Source organism: Muribaculum intestinale (assembly GCF_002201515.1).
Classification (GTDB): Bacteria; Bacteroidota; Bacteroidia; order Bacteroidales; family Muribaculaceae; genus Muribaculum; species Muribaculum intestinale.
The window spans coordinates 467,475-480,957 of sequence record NZ_CP021421.1; the positions used below are offsets into that span (position 1 = coordinate 467,475).

Consider the following 13,483-nt stretch of genomic DNA (forward strand, 5'->3'; position numbering starts at 1 on the left):
AATTTCACTCATTTTTCCAACGCTTAACCATTAGATAATCATCTTCTCTTTCTTCCAATATCTCAAAACCGGCTTTAAGATACATGCCTACGGCATAATTGGATTTATCGACCGACAATGAGACTTTTCCATATCCTATTTTATGAATAGCATCCAATAAGGAAGAAAGAAGCCTTGTGCCGATGCCTTTGCCTCGGTATTCGGGATAAACGGAGATTGCCAATTCAGGCGTTGAGTCATCAACCTTGCCGTATGAACAGCCGAGCCTCGACCATGTCGCCCCGACAATCAGACCGTCAACAACAGCCACCAGACATATATCATCCGGCAATTTGCCGAAATCTTTTACATACGCCCATATCATGGGTTGTTGCAATACAGTGCGAGGCACTTTCTGAGTTCCTTCCGGCTGATATATGGCTTCATAAAGGAATTCGGTCAAGAGCATTGCTTCGTCGGATTTAATTATGCGTATTGTAATATTATTCTGGTATTCCATTTCAATACAATTCCATGTTTCACCAAGACATCTGTAACTCTCAGTTTCTTGCCTGCCAACACGATGGAATCCAACCGATTTATAACAACGTATTGCAGCCGGATTGTTTTCAAACACGCCCAATGACACTTTTGTGGCTTCGAGTTTGCAGAATGCATAATCAACCGCCATGCTGACAAGAGTTTTTCCCAATCCTTTGCCACGCTTTGAGTCATCAACAATAACAAAACCAAGACGTTGTTCGGATAAATCATCTGCCGGAGTGCGTAGAGTAATATACCCGACAATCTCTTCACCGTCAACCATAGTCAGAGCAATAGAGTTATGTCCGTCAATGTATTGCTGATGATATGAGTTCATATTTTCCGGCGTGACAGGAAACCTCTCATATCGGTCAGCGCACCATTGGCGCATAAGATATTCGCTTTTAAGCCAAGTGGCGATTACGTTGGCATCCGTGGGCTGATATGGTCTGAGGATAAGGCTCATGGCTTGTGGTTGCGTTTGATTTCATCTATTGACTTGCCGCCTATACCAAAGTTCTCATCCGGCAATTCCTTGATTGTGACCGTGAAGAACTGTGCCGGAATATTGGTTATCTTGGAGGCAGTCGCTGTCAATCGCTCGATAAGTTCTTTCTTTTGTTCGGAGGTTAATGCTCCGCTTTCAACTGATATGTAGGGCATAATTCCAATTTATAAAGTACATGAGGCTTCAATTTATGACCTTCAGGCAATGAGGGATGAGTGAAAAAGCACACTCGACTCATTCCGATTTTCTGCATCACTCGTTCCGAGCGATGGTTGCCTACCGTCGTGAATGAATAAATTTCATTGAACAAATGATTTATCCGCGCATAATCAAGACAGGCTTTTGCGGCTTCGGTAGCGTAACCTTGATTCCAATATTCTTTAGCAAGTCTCCAACCAATCTCAACCCCGGGAGAAAACCCCGCATCAAAATCAAAATGATGGAATCCGACATAACCGATAAAGAGGCCATCGCTTTTTGTTTCCACCGCATAAAGTCCGTAGCCAAACCTATCATGCTCGGCAACTATACGATTATAAAACTGCACCGTTTCTTCCAAAGAAAGACATTTGGGCAGATATTCCATAACCTCCTCGTCACTGTTGATTGCAGAAAATGGAAGTATATCATCCTTCAGCCAAGGGCGCAGAATAAGTCGCTCAGTTTCAATCATAGTAACATCGACTTTAACTCCTCCGTTATAAACATCGTCGGAGTAAACTCCACAATCTGATAATCGGCAATGCCGTTTATGTGAAACGGATCTTCGGCGATGATAGCATCGACCGCTTCACGGCTTTCTGCTTTCATCATTATCACGCCACCGACACGCGGATTCTGCGGGCCTGATGCGATGAAATCTCCGTCGGCATAGTGGTTGGCGAGATATTCACGGTGCGCCTGAAGAAATTGGTCAACTTCGTCCAGCGGCTTTTTGTATGTGAGAATTGCAATAAACATAACGAGTCTATTTTTTCCAGCGTTTAAGGTGAGGGAAGAATTGACGCATCATGTCTTTAGCCTGTTCCTGTGTCAAGTTCTGTCCTGACTGCTTGTTTATCTCATCAGTGAATTGGGCGCAGTGGTCAATCATCTGCTCCATAGTCATATCCTGCGCAAACTTGCCATCTTTGTAGCAGTAGATGTAATAATCTTCATTGAGTGTGCCATCGGTATTCGTACCGAGGATTTCGTTTGTTAGCGGCATACCACAGCTTTGACAGAATTTTTGTTCCATATCGTTTTTCTTTTTGCCCATCAGTCCAACAGGGCAGGTTATTAAAATACAAAAGCGCGGACTGCAATGCCACTTCTTTATTCGGAGGTCGTAGGAAACCTTGCATACAGATGTAGTAATAGCAGCCCACGCTATATGCGTGAGAACCACTATGCCATCTGAGTATGCAATTTGAAAATTTCCTACGTTTCCAAATACTTGATGAGCATAACGCTTCTTTTTCTTATGTCTTGGAAAAAGTTGCCCCTATCCGAATGCAAAATTAGTTATTTTATTGATATTTTGCATTATATAGAGCGGAATTATAACTTGAATCCTCTACTTTTTCTTGGCTCTTCCGCTGATTGTCGTAAACCTTGCCGAAGTTTCTCCCATTGCTCTTTGAACCATTCGCCTATTGGTTGCCTGTTTATTGTAAGCACCAATTTATTATTATCAACCGAACTTTTCTCAATCTTGAAAATATCGTTCTTTATGTCAAACTTTCGTCTATGCTCTTCGGAATAGATTTTCCCATTGCATCTGATTGCTTCCTTTTTTGTCAAAAGACTGTTTATCATATCTTTGGTAAATCCGATGGCATAGCAGAGTTTTTCCATTCTCAACATCTCTTTGAGTAAAGGGAACCAGTTGAACGCTTTTTCAAGAATGGTGTTCAATCGGGATATTTCCTTGTCTTTGGTTTCAAGCTCTTGATTATGTATTCCTTGTAGGTTCCGAATCTGCTTGCCGTGCTGTTCCTGCATTTGTTGCATCTTGGCTTTTAATTCATCAATACCCTTGTCACGCTTGGCAATTTCATGACGTAAATTCTCATTGGTTTGTTCCAAATCTTTCAATTTTCCGCTTCCGAAAAGAGAACCGACACCGCTTGCTATGGCTGTGGCTGCATCGGTAGCTACACTTTTGAGTTTGTCGGTGCGTATTTCCGATTTTACTTGTTTGAGTTCCTGCTCGGCAAGGCTTACTTGTTGTTCCTTGTGTCGCTTGGTTTCCTCTATACGTTGTAGTTCGGCTTTCTGCTTCTCAATGATGAAGTCATTTCGTTCCAAATGCTCCTTACCAGTAACATTTTTTGATTGCCCACGTTCCATCATTAGAATGTCTGATGCCAAAGTCTGCATTTTTGCCATATCCTCGTCATTGAGTTTACGGCTCTTTCCTGTATCGTGGTTCATCCAGTCAAAAACAATATGGGCATGATAATTCGGCTTAAACCATTTTTCACCCACTTGAAAACTCTCTTTGTCTTCTGCGTCAGGTTTTTCACCCAGCCAATGTCCTTCGTCCTTATGCAGGAATATTTGGAGTGGCGTGATGCCCCAGCGTCTTTGGCACTCTTCGCCAAATTCACGCACATCAGCCAGTGTGGTTTCCGGTCTGATGAGCAGTACACCCTCACGAATGGGGGAACATCCTGCCACCTTGATTATTTTACCATTTTTTCCTTTGCGTTCCCGCTCTTTTTCCTGCATGGCACGTCCGGTCTTTTCCTTGACCATCCGTTTGATATTGTCGTAGTGCGTTTGCAGTTCGGGAGTGCCGAAGTTCGGGTTTATCCATTGTTCGTTGTCGGCAGAAAGTTCGGACACAACATAGATTTTGGACATCCCGATGTTTCGTATATACTCGGCAGTCCTTCGGTTGTGTGCCTCGCTCGATGCGATGTTGCAAGGCTTGATATGTATGCTTGATTTTGTTGCCATAGTTTTTTTGTTTACATTAGATTGCTTTGTTCGCTTCCGCAGTGGGGTTCTTAGGGGTGCAACCCATAAGCGGTGATTGCAAAGAGAGGGTCACTCTTTGCTCGGGGTTCTCAGGGGTGAACGCCCTGAGTGGGTTATTAGGGCAAAGCCCTAATCCCCTCGGGAGAGCCCACAACTACGAAAGTGGAGCGTGTAGTTATAGTGGGCTATAACCGAAAGCCGTTCTTCTTTTTCGGTGGCTGGGTGTGCGTCTCTCTTACGGACTGGATTTGCCTGTTTCTTTCAGCCTGTTTTTGTAGGTATTCGTTCAAGTCCTTGCATCCGCTGTAGGTCTGCGAAGCGTCACGGATGTATAAATCCCTGCCGTATTCCATACGAATTTGCCGGAGTGCTTCCATCCCTGCACGGTCATTGTCAAAGAAACAATGTATGCGCTCGTAGCTACCCAACGGATAGAGAGCCTTGCTCACATTCGATACGGAGTTCAATACAATGTAGTCCTGTCCCTCCAACTCCGGATAATTCGGGCAGCTCTCCTGTCTCAATGTCAGAAAGGAGAGGTAGTCCATAAATCCCTCGAACACATAACACGTTTCCCTCGCTTTTCCCGCCTGTCTGATGTGGGAGATTTCCTTAGGGGCAATACAGCCCTTGAAATAGCGGTTGCGCAATTTATCCAAACGTTTGGATAAAGTGCGTTATCCAAACAAGAATAAAATCCAAACCTCTTCCGTAAAACCTATATTGTGTAGTCAGTTCTATATATAGGTTTGGATTTTATTTTCTCATTTTATGACACGGAGACCGCAGAGTTCAGCAAAAGATTGAGGAGCCTTCTTCCATTTTTTAGGTATTTCTCTGTCTTTTTCGTTCTCAATTGTGGCAAGAGCCTTTTCTTCCTGCTCGGTTGTAATATCAAGATAAACCATAGTAGTTTTGACATCAGCATGTCCAAGGAGAAAAGATATCTGTACGATATTCATGCCATCTTCAAGCCAATGAGAGGCTTTCGCATGTCTTATTTGATGGGCGTGCAGGTTCAATGGGACTTCCGGGCATTCTCCATTAGCTACTGCCGCATATTTATGAAGTCGTTTTGCAATAGCAGGTTGAGTCATCTTGGTGCTAGTCCCTTTTATCCGTGAATAAAATACATAGGAATCCGGATCTAGTTGCGTTGGATGGAACTCCACTATATATTTTTCAAGATGCGCCACAACTTTTGGAAGCAGATAGAGGGTTCTGACCTTATTCCCCTTTCCTATTATCGTAGCGTATGGCTTGGAGGCATGAAGATGAAGATGTTGTATCTTCATAGACAGCACCTCGTCTATTCGTGCGGCAGTGCCATACATCAATATGAGAAACACGAGATCACGGCGTCCAGTTGAAGTATTCGTATCAGGTGCATTCAACAATGCTTTCACCGCATTCTTACTCAATCCCTCGACTTTCTTACGGACTGACCTCTGTCTTGGTATTTGAGCAGACTCGCAGGCCAGATATGTCAGGCTGACATCTTTCTCGGATAGGTATTTGATAAATGCCCTGATGGATGCAAGGCGGTTGTTGCACGTTTCGGAAGAGTTTTTTCTGTCATTCTTCAGCCAAAGTATCCATTCTTCTATGACCTGACGTTCAAGAAGCTTGAAAGAGAAAGTCCTGGCATCAAGACCTTTTACCTGAGTTATAAAATGTAGGAACAGAGACAGTGCGTCATGATGGTTCTTCACTGTATGGGCGCTGCTTGATTGGACGGTTGGCACATAGACAGTCAACCAGTCATTGATATGGCGCGAGAATGCAACGGCCTCTTTATTCGGTTTCTTCATGGTTGACATCGGTTAAATCAGGGACAATGTTATCGAAGGATTCTTGTGTCCTCTCTTCTATAATATCGGAGAGTCCGGGCACGAGGGAGTAGTAATAGGCAGTGCTCTCTATCACACTGTGCCCCATGCTCTTGGACAGATATAACAACTTTGAGTTAAAATCCATGCCGCGGTTAATCCAGTTGTTTATATTGGTTGTGGCATAATGATGTCTCAGCGCGTAGGGAACAGCATGACATGGACTTACATTTTTCCAGATTTTCCGAAAATTGTCAGATACCCATGAATTATCATGAAAAGAGTTATTTCTTGCGGGAAAGAAATAAGTCCGTTCAGGGAATATGTCAGCTATCGCCTTGTCGTATTCCCGCATAAGCTGAAGCATACTATCGTGTAGGACGACAAAGTGCTGGTCATATCCCTTAGATAGCCTGATATTGAGTACTCCAGTTTCAAGGTCGACATCCTCACATCTGAGCAGACGAGCCTCCGTAGTTCGCACTCCAGAACTGTATAGTAGTCTGAAGAATACCGGTATAGATATATTGCGGATTCTGTTTTGTTTGGTCAAAGGGCCGGACAGAGTGTCGCATCCATTGAAAAATCTTCGTAGTTCATCTTCTGAAAAAGCATGAGGGACGTATGTCGAACGCATCTTTTTGGGAAGCTTCGGTGGATTTACGTTGGTCAACCCTCTTGATTTGAGATATTTTACGAAAGCTATTATCGGATAGGCCCTTGTCTGGCACGATTTTCCACTTTCAGTATCCCGTTTGGCGCACCATCCATCAACCATTTGTTGAGTCAGAATGCTTTCGCCCGGATATCGGTGGTGGCAATATCGATCGAACAGACGCATGCAGACTTCATAAGAGGTGACATTCCAGTGTTCAGAAGCGACTCTGAAAGCGATAAACCGCTTTATCAACGGAGCTATCCCCGAAACAAATTCAGTCATGGAATACCTCCTTTCTTACTGGGAACTGCTCTATGCTGAGAGCGCATTCTTTCAGATGGAGAAAATCCGCGCTCAGATATGGGTTCAACGAGGAAGGTGATGAATGGCCCAATACGGACGATTGCATCTAACATTTGAAAAGGGACCCAGGTAGAGCAATTGAAAAGGGACCCACCCCATGGGTAAGTTCAACCGGATATCGTTGATTAGAAAGAACGACATCAACGATTCCACAAAATGCTACACATGGAGGAAAAAACATCCATTATTCTGTCTCATCGCCGCGAGGGGATGAGCATCCGCGAGATAGCGCGCCGCAACGGCATGAGCCGCAAGACCGTGCGCAAGTATCTGCGCGAGTTCGAGAGAGAGGCCGGCCCGTCACCGACAGAGCGGGAGGTTGACGATTATCTGCTGACCAGGCCGAAGTATGACAGCAGCGGACGCGTCAGGCGTGTTGTGACCGATGATGTCCGCCGTCGCATCGATGGTTTTATCGCCCGCAACCGGGAGAACGTCGCTGCCGGATTGCACAAGCAGCAGATGCGCAAGCTCGATATGTGGCGACGTCTTCAGGACGATGGCGTGCGTATCGCCTATTCCACAGTATGTCAGTATGTCCGTGCGCTGGAGGCAGCGCCGAAGTCGCAAGAAAAGCCTGCAAAGGCATATATCCGTCAGGACTATGAGCCTGGATTCCGTTGCGAGTTCGACTGGGGCGTGCTTACCCTGTGGATCGGTGGAGTCAGGACTCGCCTTCACATGGCGGTATTCACCCTCGACCACAGCAATATGCGCAAGGCATATCTGTTTTCGCGCGAAGATACCCTGGCTCTTATGGAAGCCCACCGCAACTGCTTCCGGGAGTTGGGGGGCACCCCGCGCGTGATGGCCTATGACAACATGCGTACCGCCGTAAAGAAGTTCCTCGGGCGCGACCGCGAGCACACGGATGCGCTGCTGCGCATGGAGGTACACTACTGTTTCACACCCCATTTCTGCAACCCTCGCTCGGGATGGGAAAAAGGCAAGGTGGAACGTTCGGTGGAATATATCCGGCGTCGTGCATTCTCGTTCGAGGTCCGGTTTGACTCCCTGGATGCCGCGCAGACGCATCTGGCGGCAGTCTGCGACAGGCTCAACACAGAGGCGTCCAACATGTCGGCGGAAGAAAAACGCCTGCGCATACAGGCCGATCTGGCGGCGCTACGTCCGTTGGACCACGGTGACATCGGCTGCTTCGAGCAGCGGCTGTACCGCGTCGGAAAGTATTCAACGATAACCGTTGACGGAGTGCACTACTCTGTGCCCGACCGTCTGGTGGGCTCGCAGGTGGCGGTAAAGCTGTATTCCGAGCGCATCGTGGTGCTTTACGGACGCGACAAGGTGGCCAATCATGCCCGAAGCCGACGCTCCGGCGACTGGGTCATCGACCTGATGCATTATCTGGGTACATTCCTGCGCAAACCGGCCGCTCTGGGGCGGTCTGTGGCTCTGCAACAGGTACATCCGTCGGTGGCGGCGCTTTACCGCGAACACTTCCGCGAGTCTCCGCGAAGCTTCATAGAACTGCTTGTGTTCACCCGCGACAACAATCTGGCATACACTGACATCGTCCGTGCCGCCACAAGTCTTTCGTCCCGCGGGCTCCAGCGCCTCTCATCTGAACAGATACAGGCTCAGATGATCTCGGCGGAAGGACATATGCAGTCAACCGCCGATATCGCGGCAACGAACGTTCCCGACCCGCAACAGGCTGAAATAGAAAGTTCGGCAAGCCATACCCTTGACATGCTTTCATCATTTATGGAATATACCCGCGCATCGCAGGCAGACTGAATACCCCCCCAAAAAACAACCAATACACTGAATGACAATGACAGACATACATGAAACAGACCGTGACGGACTTCGGGAGCTCATTCGCTCATGCGCTTTCGACCTTAAACTCCCGCTTGTGCGGCGCGACATCGACCTGCTTATACAGCAGAGCGCCGACGAACAATGGAACCTATGGCGGTTTACAGCCGAACTGCTCCGGCGCGAAAAAGAGAACCGCTCTGAAAACCAGCGCCGTCACCGCATCAAAAACGCAGGGTTCCCGCAACTTCGCTATCTTAACGAAATCGACACCGACGCTCTGCCCGCCGATGCCCGGAAAGCGCTCCCGACACTCGAGACACTCGACTTCATCAAAAACGGACGCAACCTCATTCTATACGGCAATCCCGGAACAGGCAAGACTCATCTGGCGACAGCTCTCGGTATCGCCGCATGTAATGCCGGACACTCGGTGCTGTTCACATCCGTGCCAAGACTGCTCACGCAGATACGCGAGTGCCGCAACGCTTTGACACTCCGGTCGCTGGAAAACAAGTTCGAGAGATACGACATGGTCATCTGTGATGAGTTCGGATACGTCTCCTGCGACAAGGCCGGCGCAGAGATGCTCTTTAACCATCTCTCCCTCCGCACCGACAAGAAGACGACCGTCGTCACAACCAATCTCGCCTTCAACCGCTGGAACGAGATTATTGACGACAAAGTACTGGTCACCGCAATGGTAGACCGCCTGACCCACAAGGCTATACTGCTTAACATGACAGGCAAATCATACCGCATGAAAGAAACTCAGGAAATGATGACTCAACAAATATAATTATCTTTGCATCCCCATCCCGGGTGGTCCCCTTTTCAAATGCTATCCGGGTCCCTTTTCAAATGTTAGATACACTTCTGGGACAGATCAACCTGTGTAAGCCCGAATTGCTTACGCATCTCCTTCACATATTTTGCCAACTGAGTCATAAATATACCCTTTTGGGTGCAAAGATAGTAAATATATTTCAAACTACACCATAAAGGGTATAAAATATATTACGCAACGTCCAATTATACCCTTTAGGTTATATTTAGATAACGAGCCTACATGGGGTATTAATTGCCCCTTTCAACGTTCCAGTGGTTATAACCCCGCCCATTTAAATAATGGCGCTATTCACAGTGATTTACATATATATCACTGTAAAAATTGTAAAGGCACCGATTATTTTCGTCGAGCGAGTAGCAGCCAATGACTTATCAATTAGTGTCGTTGTACTAAAGATTTGCAATTCGCGAATTGCAAATCTAAATCTCAGAGGGTTATAACAGCATTCTTTCGGAAATAAAGATGCTCTAATGCCCGGACATATCCGAACTGATTGCATACGCACATCGTATTTCCAATCTTCTTTAAAATATTGCGATGAGAATGACCGTAGATCCAGTAATCAATACGACTGTCTGCTATCATATTGCCTAACTCAGAGGTAAAGGCACCATTTATGGGGCTACCCTTAAACTCTTCTGCCATAAGGGCGAATGAAGGCACATGATGTGTCACGACCATAATTTTGTCGGCATTACTTTCGCGAACCTTTCGTTCAATAAAGTTTCGGCATTTTTCATGTTCTTCATTGAAACGCTCCCAGCCAAGAGGATTTACGCCATCAGGGATACAATGAAAATCACTTACATTTCGCTGGGTTAGCAATCCATTTTCCGGCGGGATTTTTGCCCATAGAGTAGAGGCAATCAAGTCTGTTGTTTCGTCAAGGTGAATTAACTTATTATAGACATATCGGACATTGGTTCTTATACGGTGTTCCCAGTCCTCAGTCAGTTCATTTATATCAAATCCTCGGTACAGTTCATGATTTCCTGGAATTGCAATCACCTCTTTGAAATTTTCGGAAGCCCAATCCCAGAAAGGGTGTTTCATCAATCCGTCATCTCCGAGATAACCAATATCTCCTGCTAGTATAAGTATGTCGCCGACAGGTTCCATTGGATGTTTTCTTAGTATTGATGTGTTGGCTCCAAATTCCAGATGTAAATCGGACGCGTACTGTATCTTCATCTTGAGAAGTGGTTTAGAATTTCTATTATGTAGTCCACGCGGTCGTAATCTCCATACGGCAGCATACACTCAATTTCCTCTCTACAGTTCTGACGTGAAAGCATCTCTTTCGTCCATGACGAAAGGTAGTCGGTTAGGTCACTGTTATTCTCATTGTCGAACAGTTCGGCAATATCCTGTCTGTTATTCAGCACATATACCAGATCTTCAAAATCATGAGAAAATCTTAGATCTTCCCCTCCGCGACCTCTGACGGCTTCAATTTTAGTCGCGACATAATAGAGTGGCGGAAGAATATAGATGGTCAGATTATCGACTATTACTTCTTCACGATGCTTAAATCCGGGATGATACCATCTGTTTGTAAAGCCGAGTATGCTGTCTCTGTCCGGCATAATATCCACAATCTCGCCATTGTATTTCCAACGGCATATTACGCCTGATTCTATATCATTTACAAACTTGCGGTCTCTAAGCATCTGCTCAAAATCCTGAAGACTGCCGTAGGTGGCAAGCTCTATAACACAATCGACATCCATAGTTGGACGGATGTCGGTAGCAGCCGGATCATCGGCATACAGTTCTGCAACCGAGCCACCGACAAACACAACATCTTTGCACAGTTCACCGAGTCCTTCTGCGATTACTTTTAGCCTTCTGATATTACCTGACATCATAAGTCGCGAGTATTGAATTGAGTTCATCTTTGGCTATCTCTACTTCTCTCGTCCTGCCGATTCTGAAAACATCGGCAATGGCAAGCAGACTATGAAGCATGGAATCATTTTGAACAGCCATCGGAACAGTACGGTATAAAGGTACAATCGACTCTCCGCGCAGATTGCCTTTTGCGTCCGGCCATACGTATGCTTCTTTTTCGGATACTATCTTATCACTCATCGGTAAGGCGGAAATGGCAGTGGCAACACCCCTTACTTTGGACTGAGGCTGAACCGGAAAGACATATTTCAGCCCATGTATAAGAAACTCTTTGAGTGCAAGGATATTAACCCTTTGTTTGGCATTATCCATAAGTCTGGCAATCCTACAGCGTTCCAATGCTTCAGATACTTCCGAAGCACTAATGCCAAGATCCTTTGCGACCTGCGCATTGGTCATATCCCGACCTATAAGGGTTACTTTTTTAAGTAGGATCACTATATCCTGCGGACGCATACCATTATGAGATTTAGTCATTTGTATAAGATATTTGCAATTCGCGAATTGCAAATTTAGTAATATATTTTGACTTGGCCAAATTATTTAGAACAACCTTATTGATTAATTCCCATATCGAAAGCGATGAGAGAGGGAGCGGTCTTCAGGGTTGGCGGCGGGATGCCGTCAAAAGGTGACGGTGCGCGGGCACTGACACCCATTGACCGCCTCCAGCCTATTGGCACCGGCGGAACACCGATAACCTGCAACGCCTCCGAGGTAAGCATCGGGGACGCTGCTTTTACCTCTAAGACTATATGCCGTTCATCCGTGTTCTTTTTCGCCGTTGCTAATAAAGACTTTTACGACCGCTCCCTCACTTACCGCTTAGATAGCAGTCCACGAGCTGAGACAGTGATGTGCCGACTTCCTGCGTTGTCGGCATATCACAGACTCGCCTTTCCGGGACTGGGCGGTGCCGATTTCAGGAACGTCTTCCAGCGTAGGTTATCAAGTAGAGTGCAATACACATACTTGACAGCATGGCAATGAGATTGGTGTCATCATAAAACAATGCTCTGACCAGCCAATATATTCCTGCGACCAATGAGAGAATACCTGCAACAAAACAGATATTCTTTCCAGTGATGATTACTTTATTGCCTTTTTTGATTTCCATGATACAAAATTAACGATTAGATACGGGATTTCATTGCGATTATGTGACCGTGTGTTTTCACCGTGCCGGAGTCGTGGCTCCTGTTATTGTCTAATCAACAACGATTTTCAACTTGCTTGCCAGTGGGGAACGTGTGGTGCCGGGGATATTCTAATGCCTTTTGACTGAAAAATCTCCAGACCTGTGGCTTGTATTTTTCCGCCAAAGGCGAACATCCCCTCTGTTCACCACACGCCTTGTAGGTGTCAAGCAAGCGAAAACCGATGGTGATATACAAATAAAAAAAGTCGCAACGATGAAAACAAACAGCCACATAAAAGGTCAAGGCGAAGCTCAAAGCCTCAGGTTCAACCAAATAAAAAGGGTTGCTAAGGTGGTGGCAATCATCATCGGAGCAATAATCGGAACTCTGGTGTGGGCGATAGTCAGACCTGTAATCCGAGGTGCGGGCTGGGTTATATCCTTCATAACCGCAATACTGATAATCTATTGGCTATTCACACTTTAATACAACACTGATATGGCAAATTCAATGAAATCCAACAACGCTGCAATCGCAGTTATGCAGCAGATGCTCCAAGAGCGTTGCATCGCAGAACCCACATTCGCTATCAAGATGGCGAACCCATCCAAGAGTATGGAAGGTGCAGTAAATCACCTTTGCAGGACTATCCAAAAGAGCGGTCTGTGCGTGGTAGATGACAAAACTGTAGAAAATATCCTCATGGACTACTTTGATGAGGCGAATATCGAGGATGGCGGAACTCCCATCAACTGCAACATCGTGGTATCCAAGCCGGAACTTACCGAGGAAGATAAAGCCGAACTCAAAGAGCAGGCTATGGAGCAGTTCAAGCAGGAACAACTCCGAGAACTCCGCAGACAATCTCAGCCGAAGGCACAACCCAAGCCGACCGCCACCGCTCCCAAAGCCGGAGCAGAGATTGACTCAATCCCCAACCTATTTGATGAACTCTAAAAC

At 46.1% G+C, this 13,483-nt stretch carries 16 protein-coding genes and 1 pseudogene; 4 read left to right on the forward strand and 13 right to left on the reverse strand.

What is annotated here, in order from left to right:
• Positions 1–4: 4 nt before the first annotated feature.
• The 9 genes and pseudogenes from ADH68_RS02035 to ADH68_RS02080 form a co-directional block, all read right to left on the reverse strand.
• Positions 5–988 (reverse strand): GNAT family N-acetyltransferase, encoded by a 984-nt coding sequence (locus ADH68_RS02035; protein WP_084273927.1) that lies wholly within the window; start codon positions 986–988, stop codon positions 5–7.
• On the reverse strand, positions 985–1,185 hold the full coding sequence (gene dmpI, locus ADH68_RS02040) for a 4-oxalocrotonate tautomerase DmpI (protein WP_068960004.1): 201 nt from the start codon (positions 1,183–1,185) through the stop codon (positions 985–987). Before dmpI ends, ADH68_RS02035 begins: the two co-directional genes overlap by 4 nt.
• Entirely contained in the window at positions 1,152–1,703 is a 552-nt protein-coding gene (locus ADH68_RS02045; protein WP_008774220.1) for a GNAT family N-acetyltransferase, read from the reverse strand. Before ADH68_RS02045 ends, dmpI begins: the two co-directional genes overlap by 34 nt.
• Positions 1,700–1,990: a YciI family protein gene (locus tag ADH68_RS02050; RefSeq protein WP_068960003.1), complete on the reverse strand. Its 291-nt coding sequence runs from the start codon at positions 1,988–1,990 to the stop codon at positions 1,700–1,702. The genes ADH68_RS02045 and ADH68_RS02050 overlap by 4 nt, the downstream gene beginning before the upstream one ends.
• 7 nt (positions 1,991–1,997) lie before the next feature.
• Entirely contained in the window at positions 1,998–2,267 is a 270-nt protein-coding gene (locus ADH68_RS02055; RefSeq protein ID WP_068961978.1) for a zinc ribbon domain-containing protein, read from the reverse strand.
• 302 nt (positions 2,268–2,569) lie between these two features.
• Positions 2,570–3,973, reverse strand: a complete 1,404-nt coding sequence (locus tag ADH68_RS02065; protein WP_068960002.1) for a coiled-coil domain-containing protein — start codon at positions 3,971–3,973, stop codon at positions 2,570–2,572.
• Between the two features lie 206 nt (positions 3,974–4,179).
• Positions 4,180–4,647: pseudogene (locus tag ADH68_RS02070) on the reverse strand (toprim domain-containing protein); the annotation flags it as partial.
• A gap of 111 nt (positions 4,648–4,758) precedes the next feature.
• Entirely contained in the window at positions 4,759–5,805 is a 1,047-nt protein-coding gene (locus tag ADH68_RS02075) for a tyrosine-type recombinase/integrase (protein WP_068960001.1), read from the reverse strand.
• Positions 5,789–6,763, reverse strand: coding sequence for a tyrosine-type recombinase/integrase (locus ADH68_RS02080; RefSeq protein WP_068960000.1), 975 nt, complete (start codon positions 6,761–6,763; stop codon positions 5,789–5,791). The genes ADH68_RS02075 and ADH68_RS02080 overlap by 17 nt, the downstream gene beginning before the upstream one ends.
• Positions 6,764–7,000: 237 nt before the next feature.
• On the opposite strand from ADH68_RS02080, the gene istA reads away from it, so the two are divergent.
• On the forward strand, positions 7,001–8,602 hold the full coding sequence (gene istA / locus ADH68_RS02085; RefSeq protein ID WP_068959738.1) for an IS21 family transposase: 1,602 nt from the start codon (positions 7,001–7,003) through the stop codon (positions 8,600–8,602).
• A gap of 37 nt (positions 8,603–8,639) precedes the next feature.
• Entirely contained in the window at positions 8,640–9,422 is a 783-nt protein-coding gene (gene istB, locus ADH68_RS02090; protein WP_068961956.1) for an IS21-like element helper ATPase IstB, read from the forward strand.
• Between the two features lie 477 nt (positions 9,423–9,899).
• Here istB and ADH68_RS02095 read toward each other — a convergent pair whose 3' ends face one another.
• From ADH68_RS02095 to ADH68_RS02110, 4 genes are all read right to left on the reverse strand, one after another.
• A complete protein-coding gene (locus ADH68_RS02095) occupies positions 9,900–10,664 on the reverse strand; it encodes a metallophosphoesterase (protein WP_068959999.1) in 765 nt (254 codons plus the stop codon).
• Positions 10,661–11,368 carry a hypothetical protein gene (locus ADH68_RS02100; RefSeq protein WP_068959998.1) on the reverse strand — a complete coding sequence of 236 codons (708 nt, stop codon included), beginning with the start codon at positions 11,366–11,368 and terminating at the stop codon, positions 10,661–10,663. The genes ADH68_RS02095 and ADH68_RS02100 overlap by 4 nt, the downstream gene beginning before the upstream one ends.
• Entirely contained in the window at positions 11,328–11,861 is a 534-nt protein-coding gene (locus ADH68_RS02105; RefSeq protein ID WP_198161556.1) for a hypothetical protein, read from the reverse strand. The genes ADH68_RS02100 and ADH68_RS02105 overlap by 41 nt, the downstream gene beginning before the upstream one ends.
• A 445-nt stretch (positions 11,862–12,306) precedes the next feature.
• Positions 12,307–12,501, reverse strand: a complete 195-nt coding sequence (locus tag ADH68_RS02110) for a hypothetical protein (RefSeq protein WP_068959997.1) — start codon at positions 12,499–12,501, stop codon at positions 12,307–12,309.
• Positions 12,502–12,796: 295 nt separating this feature from the next.
• Between ADH68_RS02110 and ADH68_RS13860 the strand changes: the two genes are divergently transcribed.
• A complete protein-coding gene (locus ADH68_RS13860) occupies positions 12,797–13,009 on the forward strand; it encodes a hypothetical protein (protein ID WP_133165748.1) in 213 nt (70 codons plus the stop codon).
• A 12-nt stretch (positions 13,010–13,021) separates the two neighbouring features.
• A complete protein-coding gene (locus ADH68_RS02120) occupies positions 13,022–13,480 on the forward strand; it encodes a Cas9 inhibitor AcrIIA9 family protein (protein WP_084273925.1) in 459 nt (152 codons plus the stop codon).
• The last annotated feature ends 3 nt before the right edge of the window (positions 13,481–13,483 follow it).

Bases quoted from the DNA above. Each gene is read 5' to 3' on its own strand.
- ADH68_RS02035 (WP_084273927.1), bottom strand. From the start codon at position 988: ATGAGCCTTATCCTCAGACCATATCAGCCCACGGATGCCAACGTAATC.
- dmpI (WP_068960004.1), bottom strand. From the start codon at position 1,185: ATGCCCTACATATCAGTTGAAAGCGGAGCATTAACCTCCGAACAAAAG.
- ADH68_RS02045 (WP_008774220.1), bottom strand. From the start codon at position 1,703: ATGATTGAAACTGAGCGACTTATTCTGCGCCCTTGGCTGAAGGATGAT.
- ADH68_RS02050 (WP_068960003.1), bottom strand. From the start codon at position 1,990: ATGTTTATTGCAATTCTCACATACAAAAAGCCGCTGGACGAAGTTGAC.
- ADH68_RS02055 (WP_068961978.1), bottom strand. From the start codon at position 2,267: ATGGAACAAAAATTCTGTCAAAGCTGTGGTATGCCGCTAACAAACGAA.
- ADH68_RS02065 (WP_068960002.1), bottom strand. From the start codon at position 3,973: ATGGCAACAAAATCAAGCATACATATCAAGCCTTGCAACATCGCATCG.
- ADH68_RS02075 (WP_068960001.1), bottom strand. From the start codon at position 5,805: ATGAAGAAACCGAATAAAGAGGCCGTTGCATTCTCGCGCCATATCAAT.
- ADH68_RS02080 (WP_068960000.1), bottom strand. From the start codon at position 6,763: ATGACTGAATTTGTTTCGGGGATAGCTCCGTTGATAAAGCGGTTTATC.
- istA (WP_068959738.1), top strand. From the start codon at position 7,001: ATGCTACACATGGAGGAAAAAACATCCATTATTCTGTCTCATCGCCGC.
- istB (WP_068961956.1), top strand. From the start codon at position 8,640: ATGACAGACATACATGAAACAGACCGTGACGGACTTCGGGAGCTCATT.
- ADH68_RS02095 (WP_068959999.1), bottom strand. From the start codon at position 10,664: ATGAAGATACAGTACGCGTCCGATTTACATCTGGAATTTGGAGCCAAC.
- ADH68_RS02100 (WP_068959998.1), bottom strand. From the start codon at position 11,368: ATGAACTCAATTCAATACTCGCGACTTATGATGTCAGGTAATATCAGA.
- ADH68_RS02105 (WP_198161556.1), bottom strand. From the start codon at position 11,861: ATGACTAAATCTCATAATGGTATGCGTCCGCAGGATATAGTGATCCTA.
- ADH68_RS02110 (WP_068959997.1), bottom strand. From the start codon at position 12,501: ATGGAAATCAAAAAAGGCAATAAAGTAATCATCACTGGAAAGAATATC.
- ADH68_RS13860 (WP_133165748.1), top strand. From the start codon at position 12,797: ATGAAAACAAACAGCCACATAAAAGGTCAAGGCGAAGCTCAAAGCCTC.
- ADH68_RS02120 (WP_084273925.1), top strand. From the start codon at position 13,022: ATGGCAAATTCAATGAAATCCAACAACGCTGCAATCGCAGTTATGCAG.